Below are 26,411 nucleotides of genomic sequence, written 5' to 3'. Positions count from 1 at the left end.
GTTCAGTATTCGTTAAATTCAGGAGACGAGCTTGATGGCTACCAGCGTCAGCGTGGTAGCCAGCGCGGCACGCACCAGCCGCTCGGGCAACGCCCGCGACAGTTGCGCGCCCAGCCAGATGCCGGGGATCGAGCCCACCAGCAAGGCCAGCAAGAGGGTCCAGTTCACCGTGCCGAGCCACACATGGCCCAGGCCGGCAAGCGCCGTCAGCGGGACGGCGTAGGCGATATCGGTGCCCGCCACTTCGGCAGGCTTCATACGGGGATACAGCAGCAGGATCAGGGTGGCGCCAACCGCACCGGCGCCGATCGACGACACCGTCACCAGCACGCCGATCACGGCGCCCACCAGGATGGTGGCAATGGTCTGGGCGCGGCCTTCAAGCTGGAACTGGGGATTGCGGGACAGCCAGGCCAGCAGCTGCTTGCGGAACAGCAGCGACAATACCGTCAGGATCACCGATACGCCGATGGTCATGCGGATGGCATGCAGCCACTGCGCGTTGAGCTCACCGGCGCTCTTGAGCACAAGGATGGCCACCACCGCGGCCGGCAGGCTGCCGATGCACAGGCGGCGCACCACCTGCCACTGCACATGGCCGTGGGCGCGGTGCGCGAGCGTGCCAAAGCCCTTGGTGATGGCGGCGAAAGCGAGGTCGGTGCCAACCGCCGTGGCCGGCGAAAAGCCGAACAACAGGGTCAGCAGCGGCGTCATGAGCGAACCCCCGCCTACCCCGGTCAGACCGACGAGGACGCCTACTAGCAGACCGGAAACGGTATAGGCAAGAGACATTGGGGTTCACCAGGCCGTTAAGCGCCCGTTGCTGCCTAAAAGTGAGGCAAGCACACGGAGGTTCCGACCGTTCATTAACAAAGTTCGAGAATCGTAATAAACTGCCCTCATATCTCAAACTAATAAGAAGTTGTTTGTTTATACGAACCTAGGTATATGAACCTGCATCAGTTCCGCTTTGTGCGCGAAGCAGTACGTCAGAACTACAACCTGACCGAAGCCGCTAAAGCGCTCTACACGTCACAACCTGGTGTCTCCAAGGCCATCATCGAGCTGGAAGAAGAGCTCGGCGTGGACATCTTTACCCGCCACGGCAAGCGCATCCGCAGCCTGACGGAGCCCGGCCGCCGCATCCTGGAGTCGGTGGAGAAGATCCTGCAAGAAGTGGAAAGCCTGAAACGCGTGGGCAAGGACTACGCCGCCCAGGACCAGGGCAACTTCACCATCGCCACCACCCACACGCAGGCGCGCTACGCCCTGCCCCGGGTGATCGCGGAGTTTACCAAGCGCTACCCCAAGGTGCGCCTCTCCATACAACAGGGCAACCCCACCCAGATCGCCGACATGGTGCTGCACGACCACGCCGACATCGGGATCGCCACGGAAGGCATCTCGGCCGACAAGAATTTGATCTCCCTGCCCGGCTACCAATGGCAGCATGTGATCGTCATGCCGCCCGACCACCCCCTGCTGGAAAAGAAGCACCTGGCGCTGGAAGACCTGATGGGTTACCCACTCATCACTTATGATCCCAACTTCGCCGGCCGCCCCAAGATCGACAAAGCCTTCGAGCTGCGCCACCTCAAGCCCGACATCATCCTGGAAGCCATCGACGCCGACGTCATCAAGACCTACGTAGAGATCGGCCTGGGCGTGGGCATCGTCGCCGGCGTAGCCTTTGACGCCGAGCGCGACCGCAACCTGCGCGGCATCCCCGCCGGCCACCTGTTCGGCACCAATGTGACGCACCTGGCCGTGAAGCAAGGCGCCTACCTGCGCAGCTTTGTCTATACCTTTATTGAGCTGTTCTCCCCGACGCTGAACCGCAAGCTGGTAGAACAAGCCATGTCGGGCGACCACGAAGCCTACGAACTCTGACGCACCACCCCTACCCAATCCTGCGCGGCTGACCAATATAGAGACAGACAGCCACCAGCCGCGCCATGCCAGCCCCGCCACGGCGCCCCGGATGCAACCGGCGCGCGGCAGGGACGGATCACCTTGAATGGCCAACCCCGGTTGACCAGACTTATCAGCACAACCCAGCACCACCTCATTGGCTGCCCCAGGCAGCCAGAAAGACCATATGACCGAGCAAGCCACCATCCACTGGACCGAAGACGGCGAAGAACGCAGCGCAAACTGGCACTCAGAAGCCGGCGCGCCCCCGCCCAAGCGCGTCGTCATCGCTGACGACACCACCACCGGCGACACCGCCTACCGCCTCGCCTGCGAAGGCACCGCCATGCTCTGGCGCGGCGACTTCCAGAACGCTCGCCAGCTGCTGCAAGCCCTGGCCCGCCGCGCCGACAAGCCCAAGAAGGCCGCCAAAGCCTCCAAGGTGCCCAAGGCCAAGCCCACCCCCACGGAAGCCTTCCACCTGCACCGCCAGGCTCAGTCCCAGCGCGCCCGCACGCTTTCCATGCTGCTGCTGCCCTTCGACGCCGACCACCTCGTCCCCCTGCGCCGCTCGCCCGACGTGCGCGAAGCCTGCCTCGAAGCCTACGGCGAAGTCGACGCCCCCTACGTGGCCTCCATGCGCGAACTCCTCGGCCTGATCGGCGCCCACGAGTGGCGTAAAAAAGGCGTGGAAATCCCCGCCCTGGCCGAGCGCATCCACCCCTACTATGGCGTGTTCTCCCCCGTGCGCGGCGAATACATTGACCTGGTCGCCAAGGCCCAGCTACCCGCCGGCGCCCTCAACCTGGCATTCGACATCGGCACCGGCACCGGCGTGCTCGCCGCCCTGCTCGCCCAGCGCGGCGTCAAGCGCGTCATCGCCACCGACATGGACCCGCGCGCACTCGCCTGCGCCAGCGACAACATCCACCGCCTGAAGGCCGCTGCCCAGGTGGAAGTGGTAGAAGCCGACCTCTTCCCCGAAGGCCGCGCCCCGCTGGTGGTGTGCAACCCGCCGTGGGTACCGGCACGGCCGAACTCGCCGATCGAACGTGCGGTGTATGATCCGGACTGCCAGATGCTCAAGGGCTTTATCGCCGGGCTGTCGGATCACCTGGAGCCCAAGGGCGAAGGCTGGCTGCTGCTGTCTGATCTGGCTGAACACCTGGGCCTGCGGACGCGGGATCAGTTGCTGGGCTGGATTGATGAGGCCGGGCTGAAGGTGCTGGGACGGTTGGAGGTGAAGCCTAATCATCCGAAGGCTACGGATATGACGGACCCGCTGCATGCTGCGCGTGCGGCTGAGGTGACTTCGTTGTGGCGGCTGGGCATCAAGTAAGCCGGCGTTGATCGCTGGCTATCGGTAAGTAGCAAGACCTGGCGACGCTCGCCGCCTCGGTCTGAAGACAACCAGAGCCTCTAACGTTGCGCTCTGTTGTCTCCCCTCTCCCGCCTGCGGGAGAGGGGCGGGGGAGAGGGCGGGAGCTAGCAAGCGCCACAAGCCCCCTCCTCCCCCAAATCTCAAAGCAACCCCTGCACCCGATTCAAAGCCGCATCCAACTGCTGCTTCAACGGTGTCAGCAAGCAATGCAGCCCGTGGTTGTCCTCCACATCCTCACTGTCGTAATCCAGCAGTCTTAGAACCGCACCAAGGCCAGCGCTTACCCGTAGCAGGTCGGCGCAGCTTTCCTGCGCGATGCCCTGGGCGTCGTTGCGCAGGGCGTCTAGTTGGTAGGCTAGTTCCTGGACGCTTAGTTTTGTGGGGGTGTCTGCTGGGAAGGTGATGCGGATCAGGTCGGCTAATAGGTCGGATTGCCGGGAGAGGGTGAGCGTGCGCTCGGGTGGATCGACGTAGGTGGTTTGCTCGGAGCGAGCGAGGGCATCAGACATAGCGGCTTCCTAGTTTGGGTTGGAAGACCCGCCGCTCATTTCCACGTGAGGGTGGCGGGCCCGCAGCGAGGGTGGAAACCGGAACGTAGGAACCGGCCAGCCCGAAAGCTGCCCCGCTCGGCCCGCCGTAGACATACTACGCGCGCACGAACGCACGGACACAAAAAAGCCGCAAATAGCGGCTGTCCGCCTACGTTATCCCGGGTTTCCACGCCCGATCACCTTTGTTTGAGGTGACTGGTAGATTGTCGGGGAGGTTTGCGGGGGTGTCAATCAGCGAGGACCATGCTCTGGACTGCGTCAACATCCGCGTTGGCTATCGGGGCATACTCGGACCGGACGGCGGGGCTCGAATTGATAGATTGCCGTACCCGCAATGATCGCAGCGATGAACCGAGGTGAATCGACGCGCCAACGTCTGAGTTCGGCCAGTTTCTGACATTCGCCGCCACCTTGGCACAGACATTTAAACGTCCGCTCCGCCCAGATAGCGAGCGCTCGCTGAGCGCAAGTATCACACCGCTTCGCGACACGGCCTTTCGTATGGAAGCCAACTCGCAGGCCGCGAGGCCCCGCTAACAAGAGGTGCGACTCAAGAAGCGCGGTCATTCGCTTCGCTGTACCCGGCGCTGACCTCTCGCCAGGCCGCGATAATCGAATCCGCCGATCGATCGATATCCTCTTCAGCCGTGGCCCACGAAATGACGGAGAAGCGCATGACGAGCCTGCCGTGCCAAGTGGCCTCCGCGACGTAGCAGATTCCCGCAGCTTGGATTCGCTTGATGGTGGCCCTGGTTACTTGATCTCGGCGCTCAGGCGGCCCTCCCATGCCAAACTGTACGACAAACTGGTTCAGCTCCACTTGATTGAGAATCTCAACACCGGCTTCAGATCCGAGCCGATCCGCCATGCGCCATGCGAGAAGGCAATGTCGCTCAATCATCGCCGCAATGCCACTGCGCCCGAGTGTGCGGATAAGCGCCCACGTCGCGAAGCCGCGCGCACGCCTTGAAAGCTCGGGGACATAGTGAAAGGGTTCCCGGCATTCTTCGCCCGCTGCGGGCAGATAGCTCGCTTCGTATGCCATCGCGTGCCGGTGTGCTTCCGCGTCGCGGACGATGGCATAACCGCAATCGTAGGGCGTTTGCAGCCACTTGTGGCCGTCGGTTGCCCAGGAGTCCGCCTGTTCGACGCCCGCAGTTAATTGGATCAGGGATGGACAGGCTCTGGCCCATAGCCCAAACGCTCCATCGACATGAATCCAGCCGCCATGGAGATGCACAATGTCCACGATCTCCCGGAATGGATCGAACGCGCCAGTGTTGATCTGGCCGGCTTGAGCAATGACTATCAGCGGTCCATCGCAGGACACCAAGGCCCTGGACAACGCGGCAACCTGCATACGTCCCGCATCATCAGTCGCGATTCGGGTGACGCGATCGTGCCCAAGTCCGAGATAACGCAACGCTGCAAAGATGGCGGCATGAGCGTCGTCGCCGATGCATACGTTGATTAGGGGGGCGCCGAACAAGCCATCAGCATCGGCATTCCACCCGATCTGTCGCAAAACCTTACTTCTGGCCGCAGCGAGGCAAACGAACGTCGCCATCGTCGCCCCTGTCGTGAAGCCTATCGAGCAGCACGCAGGCAAAGACAGCAAGTCCAGCAGCCACTCAACCACAATTTGCTCTACGACCGCATTCGCGGGGGACCCAAGATAGCTCCCGCTGTTTTGCCCCCACATGCTTGTCAGCCAGTCGGCCGCGACGCCGACTGGATGGGAGCCGCCTATCACCTTGGCAAAGAACCGAGGGCCTGCCTCCCCCATGAGGCCTGCGTCTACTCTGGCGGCCAACTGCCTTATGACTTCGGGGGGCGACATGCCATCGTCAGGCGTGGGTGCATACAGTACTTCCCACAATTCATCGAAGCTGGCGGTCGCCGCAGGCCTACGCGTCGTTCGGGAGTCATGGAAAGCCATGGCGAGAGCATAAGCCTCCTCGAAAGCGGCGCGTTGCTCATCCGACATGGCGGCCCCCTACGAAAGATTGCTCTATTTATAGAGGCTCTAGCGAATAGTTTTAAGGCCTTTATTTGTCGGGCGACACTATCGGCCATATGCAAAGCCTTCCCCAGGGCCGACGAGCCGCCCACGAGTCACGTCAAAGTCTGACCGCTTGACCTTGAAACCTGCCACTGGCACCGGGCGGTGTCGAAGGACAGAAACGGGTCGGTACCTGCCGTGCGCAAAGGTAGGTCGCCATGGTCGGAAACCGGCCATGAACGGCCATTCGCGCCGGCCCGCGCCAACGGCCGAAGTTCGGCCAACGCGGCCGGCCGGTTGGTTACCGGCCACCGTCCCTTCCCGGCCAGCTTCCGCCCTCGGACCCTCATCACTCCAATGGCAGAAGCTCCGCCATTTCAGCCGTTCGCGCTCTTGGCCCTGTGCGATCTGAAGAACAACACTGCCTGTGGTACGAATACGGGTTCAAGATTGCGCTACGAGGGACCGGCGATGACTACCCCGCTCAGCCGTCCCTGTATTGGGCTCCGCCATCGGCGTCAACCACGACACCACTCAGATAGGAGGCACGATCGGACGCCAGGTAAACGACCAGATCTGCGATTTCCTCCGGCCGAGCCGCGCGTCCGAACGGCAGGTGCTGGAGCATCTCCTCCCACCGCGACTCGTCCCCGAACTTCTGGAGCGCGCGCGCCTTGTAGAGCGAGATCAGACGATCTGTCTCTGTTGGGCCTGGATTCACGCCAACGACCCGTACGCCCCGCGTCGTGGCGAACGCGCCGACCGCCCGCGTGAACGTGGAAAGTGCGGCATTACCGACCGATCCGCAAAGGTAGTCATAGCGCGGCATCCTGGCGGCGATGCCGATCACGTTCACGATGACGCCCCAACCGCGCGCCATCATTTCCAGAAGGGCGTGCCGCGTCGTATCGATGTAGCCATGCACCTTGAGATCCCAAGCGTTGCGCCACTGGTCGTCGCTTAGCGCGGTCAATCCCCCGCCGGGGATTGCCCCGGCGTTGTTGACGAGGATGTCGGCGCCGCGGAGCTGCTCGGCCAGCGCCTGCCGTCCCTCGGGGCGCGACAGATCTGCGCAAAGCGCTTTTACTCCGATGCCTTCCTTGTCCCGCAATTCATGCCGCGCTTCTTCCACGGAAGCTTGGGTACTGCCGGCGACGGTGACCTTGGCACCTTCGCTGACGAATGCCTTGGCGCAGGCCAGACCGATACCGCGTGTACCGCCGGTGATGAGTACCGACTTTCCCGTGAGGTGTAGGTCCATGTCTCTTACCCCCGACGCTGGCGGTCAACCGCCGAAATGAAGTCAAACATGATCCGGTTGAGCGCTCCAGGCTCCTCGAGATTGACCGCATTCCCGGTACAGAGCACAACCCCGTGGAGCGCGTCCGAGTTCCGCATTGCGGCGCCTTGGCATTCGTTCGTGGATACCTAAATTGGTTTTGAACTGCAAAGCTGGTCCAGCGCTATGAAGCGTTGGCTCTTCCCAAATGTATAGCGTTGATGCCCTCACAATACTTGCTCGCATCGGCCGGACGCCAAACAGTGTCATTCATCGTTGACCGTCTCGATCTTCGCCGGCATATGGATCTCAAGCAGCTCGCAGTCATCCGACCAGCCCACGACGGTGTGCCGTATGCCGGGTGGCTGCACCCAACTCGAGCCCGCTACTAGCCGGTGACGCCCGACGCCCTCGAACTCGGTCTCGAACCAGCCCTTCAGGCAGTAGACTATCTGGAACTGCAGGATGTGGTGATGTCGCACGCTCAGTTCGGGGCGGAAGGGAGCAATCATGCGGATCACATGGGCCTCTGCCATTCCGTCCGTCGCATCGGCGACTCCGAGATCCCGATAGGCGGAGTATCCGCGCAGGCCTCCGGTCTTGAAATCTGCCTCCTTCAGGTGACAGACGACAAAGCGCTGCTGACTTGGTTGCGGTTGGGTTTCCATGCGGCCCTCCCAAGGTTGTACGTCTGGAACAAAATGAAACGCCCAAATCTGATTGAGAGTAAGCGACTGAGAACGGCTGCGCAAGGTAAGCCCTGGTTCTTGCCGAACCGGCAGCGTCGGCAATAGCCCGAACCTTCTTCAGGGCCCCTGAAGCTTGCGCTTGAATATCCGGGCCAGCGTCAGTGGCCACCTGCGCCTGAAAACGGAGACCCGCAAGCCCGGCCAGCATGGGTAACTCCCGACACCACTCAACTGGGGCAGGTTCGCCTCCCGTACGGGAGATGGCCTTCCCATACTGGCGGAACCTGCCGGCAGCAAACCGGATAAGACTATCAGGGAGGCGATCTTGGCCCCGAAATCCGACACTGTCACGCTCCTCGTATGGAGACGACCAAGACAACTATGATGCTGCTTCAGGATTGCTCTGTACGCCATCGCACAGACCAGCGAAGACCCCGGCAGCGAGGCGACAATCGCTCACCCAGTCCACGCTTGCGAACATTTTCCCGACGGCCACGCCGACGACGAGCGATGGGATGACGAACGGCTGAATCAGCCGCCAACTTGCCGGCCGAGGAGGCTGTTCGAGTGACCGTTGTACCTTGCAAGTGGCCGTTGATTGCGTGAGGAGGCGAAGGGCCACTGTGGGTCGGGTGCTGCCGGTCGCAATGGCCTCAATCCCACCACTTCCGCTGGTTCAGCGGCCGTGACCGGCCGTGATCTTTGCGTGATCTGCGTCTATAAAGGAATGGATCTCTGAGGACACGCTGATCCGGCGAAAGGAGCGCACCACCGTAGCCGATCTCCACACGAGCTGAGAGCATGCGTGGTGGTCTAGTTCACCGCGCCCCGGCGATGGCGCCATGAAAAGACGTGAAGTCGCGGGCCCATCTCGTTCGCTGGCCCTCTATATGTGGCGCAAGGATGGATCGACCGATGTGTCCAAAGAATAGTCCCGGGTCATCACGCCCGACTTGTCGGCCCGCAAGGGCCGACCAACCAGCTAACCAGGAGGGATGCGATCATGCGCATACTCGTGAACGTCCACATACCGCACGAACCGTTCAACACGCTTGTGCGAAATGGCAACGCCGGCGCCGTCATCGCGCAAATAGTCGAGGACTGCAAACCGGAGGTCATCTATTTCACTGAACAAAGCAGGAAACGCGGCGCCGTTTTGATCGTCGACATCGCGGAACCCAGCGATCTTCCGTCGATCGCCGAACCGTGGTTCCTCAAATTCAACGCGGAATGCGAGTTCCGGCTAGCCATGAAGCCCGAAGATTTACAAAAGGCCGGACTCGATCAACTCGGCGCGAAGTGGAAATAGCGCGGCGCGTGACGAAGCGGCTCTTCTCTGAGGGTTCCTCCTAACCCGTGGCGACCATCGCGGTTCGATCCGCAGGGGCCGTTCTGCTTGACCCGGGAGCGTCAATCCAATGGATAGAGGAGACCGGGCCAAACCGGGGGCTAAGCGGCGACACGATGAACGCATTCACCAGCGATGGAGGGATGCCATCGTTCGACCGGAGATCGGAGCTGGTCATTGAGCACGGCAGTCCGGATTTGCAGGTTTCCGTATGGTAGCGCATACCGACAGCGTTTTCCGCATACTTCTGGATGCGGCCAGAGGTCAGTTCAAGTGGGTGTTGCGAAGATGTCTCCAAACATCTGTTTTCCGTGAAGCTGCGCCAGTTCTGGCTTTGCTAGCTGTAGCGGCCCGATTACACAAATGGTCGGGACCGATTACATCGGTGGTTTCGGGACCACATTAGCTGAAAAATCCGAGCGCCCGGGAACCACATTACGTGAGAACGGGCCCACATTATTTGAGAACAGCCCGATAACATCACCCATGAACCACATTGAGCGAGAACATCACAGCGGCACCCCCGGCCAGCGGTCAGGATTCACGGGTGCCCGCTTTCGGCCAGTTTCTGCCGTTCGACCCTCATGCATCCAATGGCCGAAGCTCGGCCATTGGAGACGCTCGAGCTTCTCTGACACCCAGCTTTATTCAACGTCCCGGTGGTCTTTTCGAGTTGCGGGCTACGCCGTCACTTTCGACCTCGGCAAGTCATCGTGAAGCCAGCCTGCTCGTGCCCTGGAGTGGGCAAGGGCACGGGGCAGAAGGCAAGGGGCCGCTGCGCGCCCTGCACTGCCTATTCAACCTTCCCGATCTTGCGTACGGCCGTGGCAAACTTGCCGGCAACCTTGTCCCAATACGCTTGGAACTGGGGCGAATTCATGTAGAGGACCGGCGAACCGGCGTTCTGGATGATCGAGTTACCTTGGGGTCGGCGGCTGCCCGGAATCGACAGCCATTTGAGCCCGAGGAACTGATAGAGGATAACGGGCAGCGAACCGCACGCCAGCGAGGCATAGAGTTGCCGCCTCGACCAGACCGTGAACTCGGATATTTTGTACGATTTTCCCAGGTGCATGGTGGCATCTCGCAGCGGTGTGGCAGGTCGCAGGCCTTATCGGAACACCCGCTGGACCAACGTCACCACCACACCCGCAAGCCCGAGCACTGCGACCAGTCCGAAATAGTCGATATGCGCCAGCAAGGCGGATTCCCGGGCCAGCATCTGGGCGACCTGCGCCGTCGCCATCTGCGCCGCCTGCGCGGCACCAGTTGCCTGGATCAATGCGTCCTGGAGCTTCTGGAATGTCTCCACAAAAATGGGCTCGCCCGACGCCACCCGTTCATTGAGAACGGCATAGTGCGCCGTCGTCCGCCATTGCTGCCCTAGTGTCGCCAGCGTGATGCCCAGGGCGACGCCAATTTGCGCCAGCATGTTCTTCATCTGTTGGGCATTTGCGAAAACCGACTCGTCATATTCGAGTTCCCTGAAGGTATTCATAGCAGCCACGGGCATGACGACCAGTGGAAATATGCTATAGATGGCAAGCGCCGGCAGGATGTCACGCCACATGTTGGCATGACCATCGATCCTGGAGAGCCATGCACCGTACACGGCAAGCGCAAGGAAACCGATGACGAGATACTTTCGTGGAGACGGGTGACGTGGCAAGATCCGCATCATGACGCCCCAGGTCAGGATCCCCCCCGCAAAACCCAGCGCCTCGAAATCACCCACGGTCGCCCACGCAAAACCCAAGGTTCGCTGCAGCAGCGTCGGAATCATGTAGTTGTTCGCGCCAAGCATCACGTAGCCAAACAGGAACAGCGCCACGCCCGACACGTAGCGAACGCTCAGCATGTCGCGCACCCGCAGTATGGGGTTATCTCCGGCATGCTGGGTGCGCCCATAGAACATCAAACCGACGACTGCCAGGACCATCATCATCCCAATCAGCAGTACGTCTCCATAGAAGTCGTAATAAAAGCGCTGCAGTGCATAGAGCAGCAGGAAGCTTCCGCCTATCAGGATGATCTGTGGCCACAGATTCGGCTTCGAACGATGCTCCGGTGCGACCAGCGGCCGATCGTGCAGGACCACTGATGCCATAAGTACGAGCGATCCGGCCAATGCGGCAAGAAGCCAGTAAATGGCACTCCAGCTTTCATGCGATACCGCGAGCGAAGCCAGCCAGGGTGCCGCCGAAATGTTCACCGCCACACCACCGGCAAGGTACTTGATGCCGACGAATCGCTCGGGCCCAGCGAGCACATGATGAATCATCATGCGGGCGCACGTGAAAAGTGCGCCACCGCCGAGTGCCATCACAGCCCGTCCTGCCAAGAATGAAGAGAAGTCATCGCTGGTGGCGCACAGCACGGCACCGGTTGCGCAAATGGCAGTGGCGTACTGGACAAATCGACGCGGCCCAAGGCGCTCCACGCACCAGCGCGCCATGGAGATCGAGAGAATCGCCACGCTCGCGTAGGTCGCTGAGGCAAAACTGAAGTCCTCCGGGGTCATACCCAATTCGCCCATGAGCGGAACGGCGGCAAAGGCGGTCATCCCCGACTGCAGGAAATCGACGGAGACCAGCAGGAAAATCGTGGCGTAGAACAGGCGTCCCGGGCTGCTTTGAGACATGTCGAAGCCTCTCCTGATTCGCGAAGGCGCTATTGATTCGCCTGGATGATCTTCTGCACGACGTCGTCTGCGCGCGCCAATTCGCCGGCGAATACGTCGGTCTGATAACCGTGGGTTTGAGATCCCGGAACCACCAGCCGCGTGCCGTCGCGCTGCCGAGTGTCCACCACCACTTTCATCGACAACCCCAGTTGCAGGGGATGCTTTGCAATCTGTTGGGGATCGAGCGCTATGCGGACCGGCACCCGTTGTACGATCTTTATCCAATTTCCCGTCGCGTTTTGTGCCGGCAACAGGGAGAACGCGCTGCCGGTACCGGCGTCCTGCCCAATGACCATGCCCTCATAGACCACGTCTTCGCCGTACGCATCGGCATAGAGACGAACGGACTGCCCAATCCGGATATGCCGTAACTGGGACTCCTTGAAGTTGGCGTTGACCCACAGGTGGTCCAATGGCACCACCGACATCAACGAGATCCCCGCGTTGATTTTCTGGCCCACCTGTGCGTTACGCTTGGTGACCATACCTGTCACGGGCGCTGGCACCCTAGTGCGGTAAGCCGCCACATAGGCCTCGCGGACCTGAGAGGCCGCAGCCAGCACATCGGGATGCGTGGCGATCGTCGTGTGTTCAACCTGTGCGGTGCTCGCTGCCAGTTGATGGCGCGCGGCATCCAGGGAGGCGCCAGCTGAGCGTACGGCGTCCTCCGCGTGTCGCGCCTCTTCGCCGGGGATGGCACCGCTGCCCACGAGTTCCTTCCGGTGAGCCAGATCGGCCTTGACCCTGGCCAGTTCGATTTCCCGCAGCCGCTGGTTTGCACGAGCCTGCTCGACGGCCGCGTATTGGGTACGAACCTGGCGTACCGTCCGGGCCAGCTGGGCTTCGGCTCGTGCAAGCACCAGCTTTGCGTCGGTGTCGTCAAGCATGACCAGTGCGTTGCCTGCGGTGACGTGGTCGGTGGTGTCTGCGCGGATGGCAGTGATGACGCCGCTGACCTGGGCGGTCACCGATACGACGTTGCCATCGACATAGGCGTCTTCGGTGGACTCCCGGTATCGGCCGGCGACGAACCACCAGACAGCAGTGCCCAGGGCTACCAGCACGAGTAGGATCAGGCCCGCGATTCGCCAGCGCGGCGTACCACTGGCCCAGCCGCCGCCCGAATCGCCTGGCGGATTGTTTCCAGGTTCGGCGTTGCCTGCGCTGGCATTCATGTTAGATCCCCAGGCGTCATGATTCGTCCGCGAGGCGTGGATCGGGGGAGGATGCGGGTGCATACCCTCCACCCAGTGCGCGAATCAGGTTCAGGCGCACCTCGCGTTCGCGCGCCTGCGATTCGATGACCAGGCGCTTCTGCAGCAGGACCTGGCCTTCAGCGATCAATACCTGCAGATAGCTGGCAACACCCTGGCGATACCGGCTGATGGCCAGGTCATACGCTTGCTGGGTGAGTTGCAAGGCCTCGTTCTGCTCCTTCTCCTGGGCATCGAGCCAATGCAGTGATATCAGTTGATCGACCACATCGTGGAGGGCACTGATCAAGGTTGCGTTATACGTTTCGACCGCTTCGTCATAGGCGGCCTGATTCAATGCGAGATTGCCGCGCCGGCGGCCCCCGTCGAAGATGGGTAACGACAGGGCCGGGCCGATACCTATCACCCGGCTGCCGGCCGAGAGAAAATCTTCGAAGCCGAGCCGCTCCAATCCAATGAAGGCATTCAGGCTGATGTTGGGATAGAACTGTGCCCTGGCAACCTTGATGTCCAGGCGCGCCGCTTCAACCCGCCATCGTCCTGCGACGATATCAGGGCGGCGACCGATCAATTCGACGGGAAGATCACTCGGCAATTGCACGATCCCAACCTTGGCCAGATGCGGCCGTTGCACGGCCAGGCCGGCGTCCGGTCCCTTTCCTTGCAGCGCTGCCAACTGATTGTTGAGCAGGGCGATGGATTCGTTGAGCGACGCAATACGCTCCCGCGCGATGGGCAATGCGGCTTCGGCCTGGGTCAGCTCCAGCCTGGAGTCGATCTGGGCAGCCACCCTTTGACGCGTCAATGCCAGCGTCTGTTCGCGTTGCTTCAGTGTGCTTTCGGCCAGGTCACGCAGGTCGTAGGCTGCATCCAGGCGGAGATAGGTCCTTGTCAACGTTGTGGTCAACACAAGCTGTGTGGCCTGCAGATCTACCTCCGTGGCACGGGCACGATCGAGCGCCGCCCGCATGGCCGCTCGGTTCTTGCCCCAGAAGTCGAGTTCGTAAGTGACGCCCAGTGCCGCGTCATTGATGGTTTGCCAGGTGCCGGCGATCGGTGGCGGCACGGTGCCCGCCTCGCTGAAGCGCCGGCGTACGCTGGTGGCGATGGCGTTTACCTGCGGGTAGAGCGCGGCCCCGGCAATGCCGGACACGGCCTGGGCAGCCCTGACTCGCGCCTCGGCAACGCGCAAGTCTGGCTGCCCCTGCAGTGCATCACCAATGACCCGATTCAGCTGATCGTCGCCCATGGCGATCCACCACTGCTCACTGGGCCAGGCCGCGGTTGAAAACGAAACCGATGAAAGACTCTGTGCCGCTTCCAGATCCTGCGGATCGCTGGCCGTGGCATGCGTGCGCAAGCCGCTGAAGCTCGCGCATGCTGCAAGCAGCATGATGGCGAGCGTCATGGGGACCAGCCGAATGCGGCCCATGTTCATGATGCAATTCCAACCATGATCCGGCACGTTCTCGCTCGCAGTATTGAGGCTGTAGCTTCGACACGTGCACTGGCGCCCCGCATTTCCTCGCGAGGCAATCTCTCCGGAGGAAGGCCAACGAGCCTCAGTTCCAGAACGCGGTCGTCAGCTCCATATCACTCGTGTCCACCACGAACACCGCGAGAAGCTTGGCCGGTTTCGTTTCGCTGGCATCGGCGCTGATCTTATGGCGATCACCCGGCATCTCGGTAAAGCTTTGTCCGGCCTTGCAGGTCGCCACCGGTCCATCGTTGACCTGACTACGGATCTCCCCTTCAAGCACGGTCGCGTAGATGAAGGCGGATTTGGCATGCGTGTGGCCTGGCGAGTAGCCTCCCGGTCCATATTCGACGAGCACGCCCTTGATGCTCTTGCCGGGAACATTCGGCAGTTCGTGCTGGTAGGCAACGTTCACCTTGGCGTTCTTTGACTTCGGTGCCTCCGCCAGGACACTGCCGAACGGCAGGGCGGCGACAAGCAGCGTACAAAGGTGCGTTTCATGGAGCTTTCCTGTTCTCGGATGTATGTGGGATCAGCGTCCTGTCCGTGAGCGGCGGATCCATTCGTCCATACCGATGCGGCCGAGGCGCGTCTCACCCAACGGCACCAGGGAATGCTCCTCGACGCGACCGCCGAAGTATCGGGCTTCGGGATCACGCACGACCTCGCGCGGGTCGCCCACTGCCTTCAGATAGCGGGCGACGATTTCGTTGAATGGCGCGCGCTCCGGGCCAGCGATTTCGACAATGCCGTTTTGTGGCGCCGCGATCGCCACATCGGCAACCATGGCGGCGACGTCGTCGGACGCGATTGGCTGGAACAGGCCCGGCGCAACCCTCACTGTATTTCCATCCGTACTGGCATCGGCAATGCCGCCAAGAAATTCCAGGAACTGGGTCGAGCGAATGACGGTATAGGGAATGCCGGAGGCCTTGACCAGCTTCTCCTGGGCGACCTTGGCGCGGAAGTATCCGTTTTCCGGCGCTCGGTCGGTGCCGACAATGGATAGCACCACATGGTGCCCGACACCGGCTGCAGCTTCCGCCGCGAGAAGGTTGCGGCCGGAGGTCTCGAAGAACTCCAGCACTGCCTTGTCTTCGAATGACGGTGAGTTGGCGAGGTCGATGACCACTTGCGCCCCGGCCATGGCTTCCTGGAGCCCTTCGCCAGTAATGCTGTTGACACCGCTTTTGGGCGAGGCGGCAATGACATCGTGGCCGCCCTGCCGAAGAATGACGACGGTCTTCGAGCCAATGAGACCGGTGCCGCCGATAACGACGATCTTCATGGTTCATCCTCCACTGCCAACCACGGGAGTTGCCTGAATAGGGCCTCACGTCGCTGCACAATACTACAAATGAAGCAAATCGCAAGAATGGCCAACAAGCGGGGCCGTGCGGGAGGCGATTGCGGGAACAGTCTCGCTTGCCGGTGCGTCAACCGACAGACACAAGTTTTCAAATTTCACCTGGGCCAAGACCAGGTGCGAGCGGGCCCTGCGCCCCTGTCAACGCGCAACCTTGCAACGCGTTGTAGGCTCTACCGCGCCGAGCCAAATGCAGGTAACGGCAGACCATGGTTGTTGCACTGCGACAAATCGACGACGTCGAAACACCGACCGCCACTGCGGGGTGGCACACAGAACCAGCAGAACACGCGCCTGAAAGTATCGTCGGAGCCCCTGGCTATCCCGGACCTCTTTATGTGCAGTGCTTTCAAGTTGAGTAACGGGGTTCCAGCAGCATGAGAATCGACGCCGAAGACCCACGCCGCCCCCTACCTTAGCCCTTTACGTGCCCATGAAGCTTTGCGATGCATAGTGGCACGCATTTGGGTAGGACAACTTGTCCACTACATGGGCCGGCGCGCCAGTGGGCTTTCAGTCCCGCAGCAACAATGTCAGCAGCGAATCCGCCGTTGCGCGCATACGTTTCTCATCGTGATAGATACGCTCGATGACGACCAGGCCCCGTGTCATCGTGACGATCAACCGAGCGGCCTGGCGTGCCGGCAGCGCGAGTTGCCCCTCCACATCAGCGCGTGAGAACCGTTCGAAAATCGCGGCTTCGATATCGTCCAGCAGGTCCTTGAGTACGATCTGAATCGCATCGTCCAGATCTTCCGAACCCACCGCGGTTTTCGTACTGAGGCAACCACGCGTCGGCGTCCCGCTCGTCATCGACGTAATGACGAAGCCGAAGAACTTCCGCAACGACTCCCGTAGCCGCGGCTCGCCCAGCGCAAGGCGCATCTGGCCGACATACTTTTCACGGTAAAGGCTGAAGGCCCGCAGGAACAGGGTCTCTTTGTCGCCATACGCGTTATAGAGCGACCCACGCTGCACGCCTGTCGCCTCCGCAAGCTGCTGCATGGTCGTATTCGCGTAACCCTTGCTCCAGAACAGCGTCAAGGCTTTGTCCAGCACGTCATCCTCATTGAACTGGCGAACTCCAACCATTTTTTGTCTTCCCGCACCGTAGTCGTCCGTAGCGGGAATTAGACACCAACATTGACGCCACTGTCAAACTAGCCTAGATTGCGCCTATTCATGACACTAGTGTCAAAGATAGGGGTGCGCGATCCTGCGGGGACGTGTGCCGTTGGTCAGTCGCAATCAAGGAATCAGACATGTCCACTCATGCAGCCGGCCTGACGTCGGCAGAAATTGATCGACGGCTTGTATGGCGCTATATATTTGCCGGCTTGTGCGCAAGCCTAGTGAGCATTGGACTGGCGCGCTTCGCCTTTACGCCGCTTATCCCGGAATTGATCCAGTCGCACTGGTTTCCGGCAACGACGGTTGTCTACCTCGGGGCGGCAAATCTCGCGGGCTACGTGTTGGGCGCGCTGATCGGCAGACGCATTGCCAACTGGCTTACCAACGAGCGTGTCTTGCGATTGATGATGGTGCTGATCTCGCTGGCTTTCGTTGCCTGTGCGTATCCGCTGTCCTTTCTCTGGTACTTCAGTTGGCGCTTCATCTCAGGTGTGGCGGGCGGCGTGGTCATGGTGCTGCTGGCCGGCACGATCCTCCCGCATGTGCCCCAAGCACGTAAAGGCGCTGCGGGAGGGGCCATATTCCTGGGGCTCGGACTGGGCATTGCCGGCTCGGGAACGCTGATTCCGCTGCTGCTCAAGCTGGGACTGGCGCAGACCTGGATCGGCCTCGCCGCAGTGTCCGCACTTCTCACGGCGGCAAGCTGGTTCGCGTGGCTTTCAGGCAAGCTTGCGGCCAAAGGAGTTCATGCCCCGACGTCGACACACGACATGGTCCGATTCAGCCGCGCTGTCCGCCTGCTGTATGGTCAATATGCGCTGATGGCGGCGTCGGCCGTCCCACCGATGGTATTCCTGGTCGACTTCGTCACACGCGGGCTCGGCCGCAGCGCGGACCAGGGCGCACTGTTCTGGGCGATATACGGCTTGGGGGCGATCGTGGGACCCCCGCTCTATGGCTACATGGCGGATCGCCTGCGTCCTCGGGCAGTCGCGAGAGCCGTTTGCGCGGCCATGATGCCCGTATTGGCGGCGTTCTACATCACCGACAATATCTACGTCCTCGGGATCCTCACGCTGGCGATCGGCACGTTTGCGCCGGGAATGGTTCCGCTTGCGCTGGCGTGCGTGCATGAGCTTGTGCCACACAATGGTCCACGCCAAAACATCGCGTGGACGCGCGCGAGCATCATTTCAGCCGTCGCGCTTGCCATTGGCGCCTACGGATTCTCGGCCTTGTATGGCGCGACGGGCGGAAATCATCGGGTGCTGTTTCTGACGGGCGCCGCGCTGTTGGTCCTGGCTATCCTCGCCGACCTCTTCGGACGTGCTGTACCAACCCAGCACGGTGACTATCCCTGACGCGTAGTTCGACGGTTCGCCGAACCACACCAAGTCATCAAGCTTGCCGCGTATGAGGCATGCCGCCTGTAGCTGCGTTTCAGGAGATTGCTGTGCAAACTTCTGTCGAGAATTCCACAACACTCGTGATACTCAGGCGGCCGATTCGATTGCGTTTTGGCACGCGTAACCCCAGACCATACAGTCGTTGTGGTGCCTTGATGGGCCAACTGCGTTTTGTGCTCATCGATTTACAACCGTTTTGTACCTTTCGATGCAAAGAGGGTGCGCAGGGATATTGCTCCTCGCACCGAACCTGGAAATGCCATGTCACAGAAGACTTTTTTGATTACCGGTGCCAGCAAGGGAATCGGCCGTGCCCTGTCTCATCGCCTGGCGTCTGCCGGGCATAAGGTGATTGGGGTGGCGCGCAATGCCGACCGCGATTTTCCCGGCATTCTGGTGCCGATCGACCTGACCGATGCCGTCGCGACCGAAGAGGCGCTGACGAAGCTGAAGGCCGAGCACGCTATCGATGGCGTGGTCAACAATGTGGGATTCATCGAGCTTGCGCCGCTTGGTAGCATCGACCTGAATGTCATGGACGACATCTTCCGATCGAACCTGCGCCCAGCCGTCCAGCTCGTTCAGGCGCTTTTGCCCGGCATGCGGGAGCGAGGCTGGGGGCGCATCGTAAATTTGTCGAGCCTGGTCGTACTGGGTGTAGCGAACCGCTCCGTTTATGCCGCGGCCAAGAGCGCCATGGTCAGCTTCACACGGACCTGGGCACTTGAGCTTGCGCCGACAGGAATCACGGTGAATGCCATCGCGCCGGGCCCCGTAGAGACGGAAATGTTCCGCGTCAATACGCCCCAAGGCAGTGACGCCGAGAAGCGCTTTCTTTCCCTGGTGCCGATGGGTCGCCTGGGCAAGCCAGATGAACTGGCTGCGGCGATCGAATTCCTGCTTTCTGAGCCTGCCGCGTTCATCACCGGGCAGACATTGTTCGTGGATGGCGGCGCTTCAATAGGCAAAGCGGCGGTCTAGCTTGATTCATCGGTAGTATCTTGCGGTAGAGAACCATGTTGTACAAAAGACCTGATGACGTCACGGACTGGCGTGACTGGGAGAACTTTTGCCGGATCGTAGAGACTGGAAGCTTTACAGCGGCAGGCGATCGTGCCGGCATTCCCAAGTCTTCGGTCAGTTCGTCGCTGGCGCGACTGGAGGCGCGACTTGGTAGCCGATTGCTAGATCGCACAACGCGAAAGGTGCGCGTCACGGAATTTGGTGAGGTACTTTACGCGCGTGTTGCGCCGTTGTTTAGCCAGCTTCGCGAGGTCGAAAGCGCGGCAAGATCCAGTCAACACGAGGTGTCCGGTACGCTGCGAATCGCTGCGCCATACGAAACAGGCTGGCTCCATCTGGCGCCGGCGCTGGCATCCGTACTGAAGGATTATCCCGAGCTCCGGGTTGAAATCGACGATATCCGGGATCTGCCCGATCTGCTGGAGAAGAGATATGACATCGCCTTCATCAAGACCGATGCAAGACTGCCGGACAGTTCGCTGATCAGCAAGCGAGTCGTCGCCATGGACCGCGCCTTCTACGCATCACCGGCGCTTGTCACGAAACTGGGTCTTGCCCGGCAACCGTCAGACCTGGATTCCTGGCCAGCCATCGTGGACGCGGAAGACCAGCAGTGGGACGTCTTCGACAATGGTAGGGAAGTTGCTCGAATCAGGGTTCGTCCCAGCATCCGGGCACCCAATGCGGAAATACGTGTGCGATCGGCGATCGAAGGGCTGGGGGTGGTGAGACTGCCGCCGAGCTTCGTCGCCGATTACATGCGTCGTGGTGAGTTGGTGCGTCTTTTGCCTTCGATGCTCTCGTCGCCGGTGAAGGTCTATGCTATGACCCCTGCGAGGAAACTGATGCCGCCCAAGGTCCGGGCATTGCTTACGGCGTTCGATGAGCTGCGGATGGATGGCATGACCGACGCGGAACGGCTCGGTTACGCCGGCTGATGCCACATCAGAAGACACCCAATCCCGTGGGTGCCGGACCGGTCGCCGGCGCTTTACTTCACCGCAAGATCCACGGCAGCGCCAGCACGTTCTCGATTTCCTTGCGTTTCAGCGCGAAACGGGCGCTCCTGGGTTGGCGATACATGCAGGGCATCTACGTGCCTACTACCCTGCCGCCACTGATGTGCGAGCCCGAACTACAGTCGTGACTGGCAGCCGTTGCCATGCTGGACCACTGAGTCGATCACGGCGTTGATCAATCAGGCAACCGCAGAAACAATAACAATACGGATAAACCAAGTTCATGACGACAAACGAAAAAGCCGCAGCGCCTTCCTATGCGCTGCTTCGAGCGGCTGAGGCGATTACCAACTGGCGCGCATTGGCAATGTGCGGCATGGCGGGCGTGGCGACGCTGATCGCGGGCATGCTCACCACTTATACGATCACGCATAGCTTCTTCCTGGGGCTGTTGCTTGGCCTGGTCACGCTGGGGGTGATGCTGGTGGGGTATTCCGCCGTGGGCATCACGCTGATGCGGCAGGCGCAGGGGCACACCATCGGCTTTGTGGATGCGGTGCTGCAGGCGGTGTTCACCGCGCACCGGTTCCTTGGCGTTGGCATCTTGCTGCTGCTGGGCTACCTGGCGGTGCTGCTGGGTGCGTTGCTGATCTTCCTGCTGTGCAAGATCCCGGGCCTGGGGCCGCTGTTGTACGCGTTTGCGTTTCCGCTGGTGGCAGTGGTCATCGGCGCGACGTTCGCGGGCCTGGGGTACGTGGGCTACCCGCTGGCCGCGCCTGCTATCTGGGAGGGCAATACGGCGGTGCAGACGGTGGCGCGGCTGATGCAGATCAGCCGTCACCGGCTGCTGCAGGTGATCGTGAACATGTTCCTGCTGCTGGTGCTGGTGGCGGTGCTGTCGTTCGTGGTGTTTGGCATCCTGGGTTATGGCGCCGTGATGTCGGCGTCGCTGTCTAGCGCGGTGGGTGCCAGCCCCATGAGCTCGCTGTTGGCGATGTTCTCTGACTTCAATCCGTTCGGTCGCGGCTACGGTGGCGGTGGATTTGGCGGCGGCTATAACCGCGGTGACATGGCTGCCTTGCAGGATGGCATGGCCTACGCCAAGTCATTTGGCTTTGGCGCGGGCTTGCTGCTGACGATTGCCTTGGTGATCCCGTTCCTGACCTTTATCAACGGCACTTGCCTGATCTATCTGCAGACCGTCAACGGCATGGACTTCTCGGACTCAGAGGCGATGCTGAAGGAGCGCATGGCGCAGGCAAAGCGGCAAGCCGAGCAGGCGCGGGACCGTGCCGCGGAGCGCATGCGCGAGGCCAAGGCATCGCCGCAGGCCAAGCCTGCGGTGCCGGCGGTTGCGCAAGTTGCGGCGCCCGCAGCGGTGGCGTCCGCCTGCGGCAGCTGCCATGCGCCCATGGCGGCGGATGACTTGTTCTGCGGCGAGTGCGGAGCAAAGCGGCCGGCTTGACGGCACGGCGGCGTTAGGACGGCATAGGGCGAGCAGGCGAGCAGGCGGACGCAATGTCCGCCTCCTCGCCCGCGACACCGCCCCATCAAATCTGCGCCACCCCACCGTCCACGTAAAGCTCGATACCCGAGATAAAGGCACTGTCGTCCGAGGCGAGGAATACCGCAGCCTTGGCGAGGTCGTCTCCCGTGGCCAGGCGGCCCGCCGGTGTGGCGTCAATCATCGCGGCCTTGTGCTCCGGCGTCACCAGGGTGTCCAGGCCGGGAGTCTGGGTGTGGCCCGGGGCGAGCGAGTTCACGCGGATATGGCGCGGCTTCAGATCGTTTGTCCAGCTGCGGGCAAACGAGCGTATTGCAGCCTTGGTGGCGTTGTAGACCGAGAAATCGGCGTAGCCCTTGAACGAGGCAACGGATCCGGTCAGGATGACCGAGCCGCCGTCTACCAGCAGCGGTAGCGCCTTTTGCACCGTGAACAGCGTGCCGCGTACGTTCACGTCGAAGGTCTTGTCGAAGTGCTGCTCCGTGATCTCCCCGAACGTACCGAATTCATAGACGCCTGCGTTGGCAAACAGCACGTCCAGGCGCCCTGCTTCTTCCTTGATCTGCGCGTAGATGCGGTCGAGGTCGTCCAGATTTGCCACGTCGCCGCGAATCGCGACTGCGCCGCGCCCGATTTCGCTGACGGCCTGGTCGAGTTCGGCCTGACGGCGCCCCGTGATGAAGACGCGCGCGCCTTCCGATGCGAACCGCTTGGCGGTGGCCAGGCCGATGCCTGCGCTGGCTCCGGTGATCAACGCGACTTTGCCTTCGAGCTTGTTTGCCATGATGCTTCTCCAGATCGAGTCCCTCGGGCTTTGGTGGTGCTGGCCGGAGGGGCTTCGTTAAGTGGTGCCGGTATTGGTTGCCACGGATAGAGAGTAATAACGAGGCCTGCCTGCCGGTAGCCATCTGGCGGGACTAACAAGCGATATGGGGCCGTACCGCGTGCGCCGGTCTGCCGCGCTCTGCCAGCTAGAATGGGCAAGTGCGCTCGCTGCGTCCCGGACGGGCGCAGGGCGCGCACTTGCCCTGGCTTGACCCTTACAGGAACTATCAGGAATGACCCAAGACGAACGTGCCATCCGCGACGTAGTCGACACCTGGTTCGCCGCCAGCAAGGCCGGCGACATCGCCACCGTCCTGGACCTGATGACTGACGACGTGATCTTCGTGGTCGCCGGCCAGCCACCCTTCGGCAAGAAGGCGTTCGCGGCGGCGTCGGAAGGCATGAAGAACGTCAAGATCGAGGGCGCCTACGACATCCAGGAAATCCAGGTCCTCGGCGACTGGGCTTATCTGCGCAACCATATCCGGATGACCATCACGCCGCCTGGCGGTAGCCCCGCCGTGCGCCGCTCCGGCTATACGTTGACGATCCTGCGCAAGGACGCCGACGGGCGTTGGCGGCTTGCGCGGGATGCGAATCTGCTGGCGGCGGAAACTGCAGCGACGCCGTCATGATGGCGTCGCCGGGTGAACCGCAGGGACAAGACAGTCGTTGTGCAGTGCACCAGGCAAACCACGCTGCTACCGCGCATGGCGTTCCCGCCCTATATCGCCAATAATGGTCTAACTGCCATTGCCGGACGAGGGCGACCATGCTTTATAGTCCCGATGCCATTCGTACAGTCGCCCTGCTGGGGCACGCGGGGTGCGGCAAGACCTCGCTGGTCGAGGCGTTGCTGCACAAGGGAGGCGCGCTGCACATGCCCGGCAGCGTCGAGCGCGGCACCACGGTGTGCGATTTCGATCCCTTGGAGCGCAAATATCGCCACTCGCTCGCCACGGCGGCTGCCCACCTCCACTATCACGACACCCGTATCTACCTGCTCGACACGCCTGGCTATCCGGATTTCGCCGGCCTGTCGATAAGCGCCCTGGCGGCGGTGGAGACGGCCGCCATCGTCATCAACGCGCAGGCCGGCATCGAGATGACAACTCGGCGCATGATGGCCTGGGCGCAGGCGCGCAAGCTGTGCCGGATGATCGTGGTCAACGGCATCGACAAGGAGAAGGTGGATCTGCCCAAGCTGGTGGCGGACCTCCAGGAGGCGTTCGGCAAGGAGTGCTTGCCGATCAACCTGCCGGCGGGGCGAGGCAGCGAGGTTGTCGATTGCTTTTTCAACCCGGCGGGCGAGGCTGATTTCCTGTCGGTGGCTTCGGCGCACGAGGCGCTGGTCGATCAGGTGGTGGAGATCGATCCCAAGCTGATGGAGCTTTATCTTGAGCAGGGCGAACAGATTGCGCCGGAGCAATTGCACGCGCCGTTCGAGCGGGCGTTGCGCGAGGGGCACCTGGTGCCGATCTGCTTCACGTCGGCGACCAGCGGCACGGGCGTTCCGGAACTGCTCGATGTGATCGTGCGGTTGCTGCCTAACCCTGCCGAGGGCAATCCACCGCTGTTCTACCGTGAAGCAGGCGAGCGCCAGGAAACGGTTCGTGCCGAGCCGGTGCCCGACAAGCATGTGCTGGCCCATGTCTTCAAGATCACGATGGACCCGTATCTGGGCAGGATGGCGGTGTTCCGCATCCACCAGGGCACGGTCACGCGTGACAGCCAGCTTTTTATCGGCAACGCCCGCCAGCCCTTCAAGGTCGCGCATCTGCTGATGCTGCAGGGCAAGGAGCGCGTTGAAGTGCCGCAGGCCGGACCCGGCGACATCTGCGCCGTGGCGAAGATCGACGAGATCGCCTTCGATGCCGTGCTGCATGATGCCAGCGAGGATGCTCACATCCACCTGGCCCCGCTCGACTTTCCCACGCCGATCTATGGCCTGGCGATCGAACCATCGCGCCGCGGCCACGAGCAGCGCCTGGCTGAGGTGCTGCAGAAGCTGAGCGCGGAAGACCCCTGCCTGCGCATCGAGCATCCGGCCGGCACCAATGAGACCGTTGTGCTTGGCCTGGGTGAACTCCAGCTGCGCTGCGCGCTGGAGCGCCTGACGGAGCAGTACAAGCTGGAGGTGGTGACGCGGCCGCCGAAGATTGCTTATCGCGAGACCATTGGCGGCAAGGCCGAGGGGCATCATCGCCACAAGAAGCAGACGGGTGGTGCCGGCCAGTTCGGCGAGGTGCAGCTGCGCGTTGAGCCGCTGCCACGCGGCACGGGCTTTGAGTTTGTCGACGCGGTCAAGGGCGGCGCGATTCCGGGCCAGTTCATTCCCGCTGTGGAAAAGGGCATCCGCCAGGTCCTGGAGAGTGGCCCGCTGGCGGGCTTTCCGATGCAGGACGTGCGCGTCACCGTGTACGACGGCAAGAGCCATTCGGTCGATTCGAAGGAAGTGGCATTCGCGGCCGCGGGGCGCAAGGCCTTTATCGAGGCCGTGCTCAAGGCGCGGCCGAGCGTGCTGGAGCCTATCGTGGATATCGAGGTGACGATGCCAGAGGCGGCAATGGGCGACATCATCAGCGACCTCTCCGCCAAGCGCGGCCAGGTGCGTGGCACGCGTACCGCGGCGGGCAACAGCGTTCTCGTGACAGGACAGGTGCCGCTGTCGGAGCTCAACGACTATCAGTCGCGCCTGAACAGCATCACTGGCGGTCATGGCAACTACACGATCCAGCTCAGTCACTACGAAGCCGTGCCGCCCGCACAGCAGCAGCAGATGGCGTCGCAGCACAAGGCGCATGGGGACAGCGCGGACTGATGGGATGCCTGGATGCGGGGGTGCCGGGCTGCGAATGGCGATGAAGACCGCTGGACTTGTGCTATGGCTCGGCGCTCTTCTGCCTTCCCCTGCCCTTGCGGCTCTGCAGGACCAGTTTCTGTATTTCCCTGTCAAGGCAGAGTTGCCAGAACTGGTTGCTGGCGAGCTAAGGGCCTGGCCGTCTTCGCAAGACTTCAAGGGGTTGGTTGCCGAGCCCACCGGGCCGGTGCGTGCCACTGCGATTGTTTTCCATGGCAATGCCGGACATGCCGGTAACCGTAAGGCTTACGCCGCGGCGCTGGCGCCCGTGGGCGTGCGCGTGATTCTCGCCGAGTACCCAGGCTATGGACCGCGCCCGGGACCGTTGGGCGAAGCCAGCCTTGTGGCGGATGCAGAGCAGATCATCGCGCAGGCCTATCGCCAATATGGCGCACCGCTGCTGTTGATCGGCGAATCGCTGGGGGCCGGCGTTGCGGCCGCGGCCGGAGCGCGCCAGCGGGACAAGACAGCAGGCCTGATGCTGATCACGCCATGGGACACGCTGCAGCATGTTGCCGGCTACCACTATCCCTGGCTGCCGGTGTCGTGGCTGCTGCGGGACCGCTACGACAGCGCGGCCAACCTGGCGTTGTTCGACCGGCCCGTGGTCGTGGTGGTTGCCGAGCGCGACAGCATCGTCCCGGCGCGCTTTGGCGTGGCATTGCATAAGGAGTTGGTAGCGCCTCGGCAATTGCGCGTAGTGCCTGGTGCCGAGCACAACGATTGGTTCGAGCGAGTTGACGATGGCTGGTGGCGCGATGCCCTTCGTTTCTTGCTCGGGGGTTCGGATTGATTTGCCGCC

General features: G+C 61.9%; 23 protein-coding genes. 10 read left to right on the top strand and 13 right to left on the bottom strand.

The window, feature by feature from the left end; genetic code table 11:
• Positions 1 to 18: 18 nt before the first annotated feature.
• Positions 19 to 792, bottom strand: coding sequence for a sulfite exporter TauE/SafE family protein (locus tag ACGLHR_RS17555; protein ID WP_318231715.1), 774 nt, complete (start codon positions 790 to 792; stop codon positions 19 to 21).
• 156 nt (positions 793 to 948) lie between these two features.
• Between ACGLHR_RS17555 and ACGLHR_RS17550 the strand changes: the two genes are divergently transcribed.
• Complete coding sequence (locus tag ACGLHR_RS17550; protein ID WP_267604131.1) at positions 949 to 1,890, top strand: CysB family HTH-type transcriptional regulator; 942 nt, start codon at positions 949 to 951, stop codon at positions 1,888 to 1,890.
• A gap of 208 nt (positions 1,891 to 2,098) precedes the next feature.
• Positions 2,099 to 3,250, top strand: a complete 1,152-nt coding sequence (locus ACGLHR_RS17545) for a 50S ribosomal protein L11 methyltransferase (RefSeq protein ID WP_400095517.1) — start codon at positions 2,099 to 2,101, stop codon at positions 3,248 to 3,250.
• 182 nt (positions 3,251 to 3,432) lie between these two features.
• On the opposite strand, the gene ACGLHR_RS17540 is transcribed toward ACGLHR_RS17545, so the two are convergent.
• From ACGLHR_RS17540 to ACGLHR_RS17525, 4 genes are all read right to left on the bottom strand, one after another.
• The gene (locus ACGLHR_RS17540) at positions 3,433 to 3,801 is read right to left on the bottom strand and encodes a DUF1484 family protein (protein ID WP_400095516.1); all 369 of its coding nucleotides are present in this window, start codon (positions 3,799 to 3,801) and stop codon (positions 3,433 to 3,435) included.
• A 592-nt stretch (positions 3,802 to 4,393) separates the two neighbouring features.
• A complete protein-coding gene (locus ACGLHR_RS17535; protein ID WP_400095530.1) occupies positions 4,394 to 5,683 on the bottom strand; it encodes a pyridoxal phosphate-dependent decarboxylase family protein in 1,290 nt (429 codons plus the stop codon).
• Between the two features lie 646 nt (positions 5,684 to 6,329).
• Positions 6,330 to 7,106 carry a short-chain dehydrogenase/reductase gene (locus tag ACGLHR_RS17530; RefSeq protein WP_400095515.1) on the bottom strand — a complete coding sequence of 259 codons (777 nt, stop codon included), beginning with the start codon at positions 7,104 to 7,106 and terminating at the stop codon, positions 6,330 to 6,332.
• Positions 7,107 to 7,390: 284 nt separating this feature from the next.
• On the bottom strand, positions 7,391 to 7,792 hold the full coding sequence (locus ACGLHR_RS17525) for a cupin domain-containing protein (protein ID WP_400095514.1): 402 nt from the start codon (positions 7,790 to 7,792) through the stop codon (positions 7,391 to 7,393).
• Positions 7,793 to 8,816: 1,024 nt separating this feature from the next.
• Between ACGLHR_RS17525 and ACGLHR_RS17520 the strand changes: the two genes are divergently transcribed.
• The gene (locus ACGLHR_RS17520) at positions 8,817 to 9,122 is read left to right on the top strand and encodes a panthothenate synthetase (RefSeq protein ID WP_400095513.1); all 306 of its coding nucleotides are present in this window, start codon (positions 8,817 to 8,819) and stop codon (positions 9,120 to 9,122) included.
• Between the two features lie 832 nt (positions 9,123 to 9,954).
• On the opposite strand, the gene ACGLHR_RS17515 is transcribed toward ACGLHR_RS17520, so the two are convergent.
• From ACGLHR_RS17515 to ACGLHR_RS17485, 7 genes are all read right to left on the bottom strand, one after another.
• Entirely contained in the window at positions 9,955 to 10,236 is a 282-nt protein-coding gene (locus ACGLHR_RS17515) for a hypothetical protein (RefSeq protein WP_400095512.1), read from the bottom strand.
• A 36-nt stretch (positions 10,237 to 10,272) separates the two neighbouring features.
• The gene (locus tag ACGLHR_RS17510; RefSeq protein WP_400095511.1) at positions 10,273 to 11,802 is read right to left on the bottom strand and encodes an MFS transporter; all 1,530 of its coding nucleotides are present in this window, start codon (positions 11,800 to 11,802) and stop codon (positions 10,273 to 10,275) included.
• A 29-nt stretch (positions 11,803 to 11,831) separates the two neighbouring features.
• Positions 11,832 to 13,019 carry an efflux RND transporter periplasmic adaptor subunit gene (locus tag ACGLHR_RS17505; RefSeq protein ID WP_400095509.1) on the bottom strand — a complete coding sequence of 396 codons (1,188 nt, stop codon included), beginning with the start codon at positions 13,017 to 13,019 and terminating at the stop codon, positions 11,832 to 11,834.
• A gap of 16 nt (positions 13,020 to 13,035) precedes the next feature.
• On the bottom strand, positions 13,036 to 14,496 hold the full coding sequence (locus ACGLHR_RS17500; RefSeq protein ID WP_400095508.1) for an efflux transporter outer membrane subunit: 1,461 nt from the start codon (positions 14,494 to 14,496) through the stop codon (positions 13,036 to 13,038).
• 124 nt (positions 14,497 to 14,620) lie between these two features.
• Complete coding sequence (locus ACGLHR_RS17495; protein WP_400095529.1) at positions 14,621 to 14,983, bottom strand: cupin domain-containing protein; 363 nt, start codon at positions 14,981 to 14,983, stop codon at positions 14,621 to 14,623.
• An 84-nt stretch (positions 14,984 to 15,067) separates the two neighbouring features.
• Positions 15,068 to 15,823: an SDR family oxidoreductase gene (locus ACGLHR_RS17490; protein ID WP_400095507.1), complete on the bottom strand. Its 756-nt coding sequence runs from the start codon at positions 15,821 to 15,823 to the stop codon at positions 15,068 to 15,070.
• A 591-nt stretch (positions 15,824 to 16,414) separates the two neighbouring features.
• Positions 16,415 to 16,960 carry a TetR/AcrR family transcriptional regulator gene (locus ACGLHR_RS17485; protein ID WP_400095505.1) on the bottom strand — a complete coding sequence of 182 codons (546 nt, stop codon included), beginning with the start codon at positions 16,958 to 16,960 and terminating at the stop codon, positions 16,415 to 16,417.
• Positions 16,961 to 17,163: 203 nt separating this feature from the next.
• On the opposite strand from ACGLHR_RS17485, the gene ACGLHR_RS17480 reads away from it, so the two are divergent.
• From ACGLHR_RS17480 to ACGLHR_RS17465, 4 genes are all read left to right on the top strand, one after another.
• Complete coding sequence (locus ACGLHR_RS17480) at positions 17,164 to 18,393, top strand: YbfB/YjiJ family MFS transporter (protein WP_400095504.1); 1,230 nt, start codon at positions 17,164 to 17,166, stop codon at positions 18,391 to 18,393.
• 306 nt (positions 18,394 to 18,699) lie between these two features.
• On the top strand, positions 18,700 to 19,419 hold the full coding sequence (locus tag ACGLHR_RS17475) for an SDR family oxidoreductase (RefSeq protein WP_400095503.1): 720 nt from the start codon (positions 18,700 to 18,702) through the stop codon (positions 19,417 to 19,419).
• A gap of 35 nt (positions 19,420 to 19,454) precedes the next feature.
• A complete protein-coding gene (locus ACGLHR_RS17470; protein ID WP_400095501.1) occupies positions 19,455 to 20,399 on the top strand; it encodes a LysR family transcriptional regulator in 945 nt (314 codons plus the stop codon).
• Between the two features lie 304 nt (positions 20,400 to 20,703).
• A complete protein-coding gene (locus ACGLHR_RS17465; protein WP_400095499.1) occupies positions 20,704 to 21,885 on the top strand; it encodes a DUF883 domain-containing protein in 1,182 nt (393 codons plus the stop codon).
• Between the two features lie 85 nt (positions 21,886 to 21,970).
• On the opposite strand, the gene ACGLHR_RS17460 is transcribed toward ACGLHR_RS17465, so the two are convergent.
• Positions 21,971 to 22,708, bottom strand: coding sequence for an SDR family NAD(P)-dependent oxidoreductase (locus ACGLHR_RS17460; RefSeq protein ID WP_400095498.1), 738 nt, complete (start codon positions 22,706 to 22,708; stop codon positions 21,971 to 21,973).
• Between the two features lie 274 nt (positions 22,709 to 22,982).
• Between ACGLHR_RS17460 and ACGLHR_RS17455 the strand changes: the two genes are divergently transcribed.
• From ACGLHR_RS17455 to ACGLHR_RS17445, 3 genes are all read left to right on the top strand, one after another.
• A complete protein-coding gene (locus ACGLHR_RS17455) occupies positions 22,983 to 23,384 on the top strand; it encodes an SgcJ/EcaC family oxidoreductase (RefSeq protein WP_400095497.1) in 402 nt (133 codons plus the stop codon).
• A 137-nt stretch (positions 23,385 to 23,521) separates the two neighbouring features.
• Positions 23,522 to 25,570, top strand: coding sequence for an elongation factor G (fusA, locus tag ACGLHR_RS17450; RefSeq protein ID WP_400095496.1), 2,049 nt, complete (start codon positions 23,522 to 23,524; stop codon positions 25,568 to 25,570).
• A 40-nt stretch (positions 25,571 to 25,610) separates the two neighbouring features.
• Complete coding sequence (locus tag ACGLHR_RS17445; protein WP_400095495.1) at positions 25,611 to 26,402, top strand: alpha/beta hydrolase; 792 nt, start codon at positions 25,611 to 25,613, stop codon at positions 26,400 to 26,402.
• Positions 26,403 to 26,411: the final 9 nt, after the last annotated feature.

Source organism: Cupriavidus sp. CuC1 (assembly GCF_044627735.1).
Classification (GTDB): domain Bacteria; phylum Pseudomonadota; class Gammaproteobacteria; order Burkholderiales; family Burkholderiaceae; genus Cupriavidus; species Cupriavidus ulmosensis.
The sequence above is the reverse complement of the archived record's forward strand: the minus strand, read 5'-3'. Positions and strand labels throughout refer to the sequence as shown.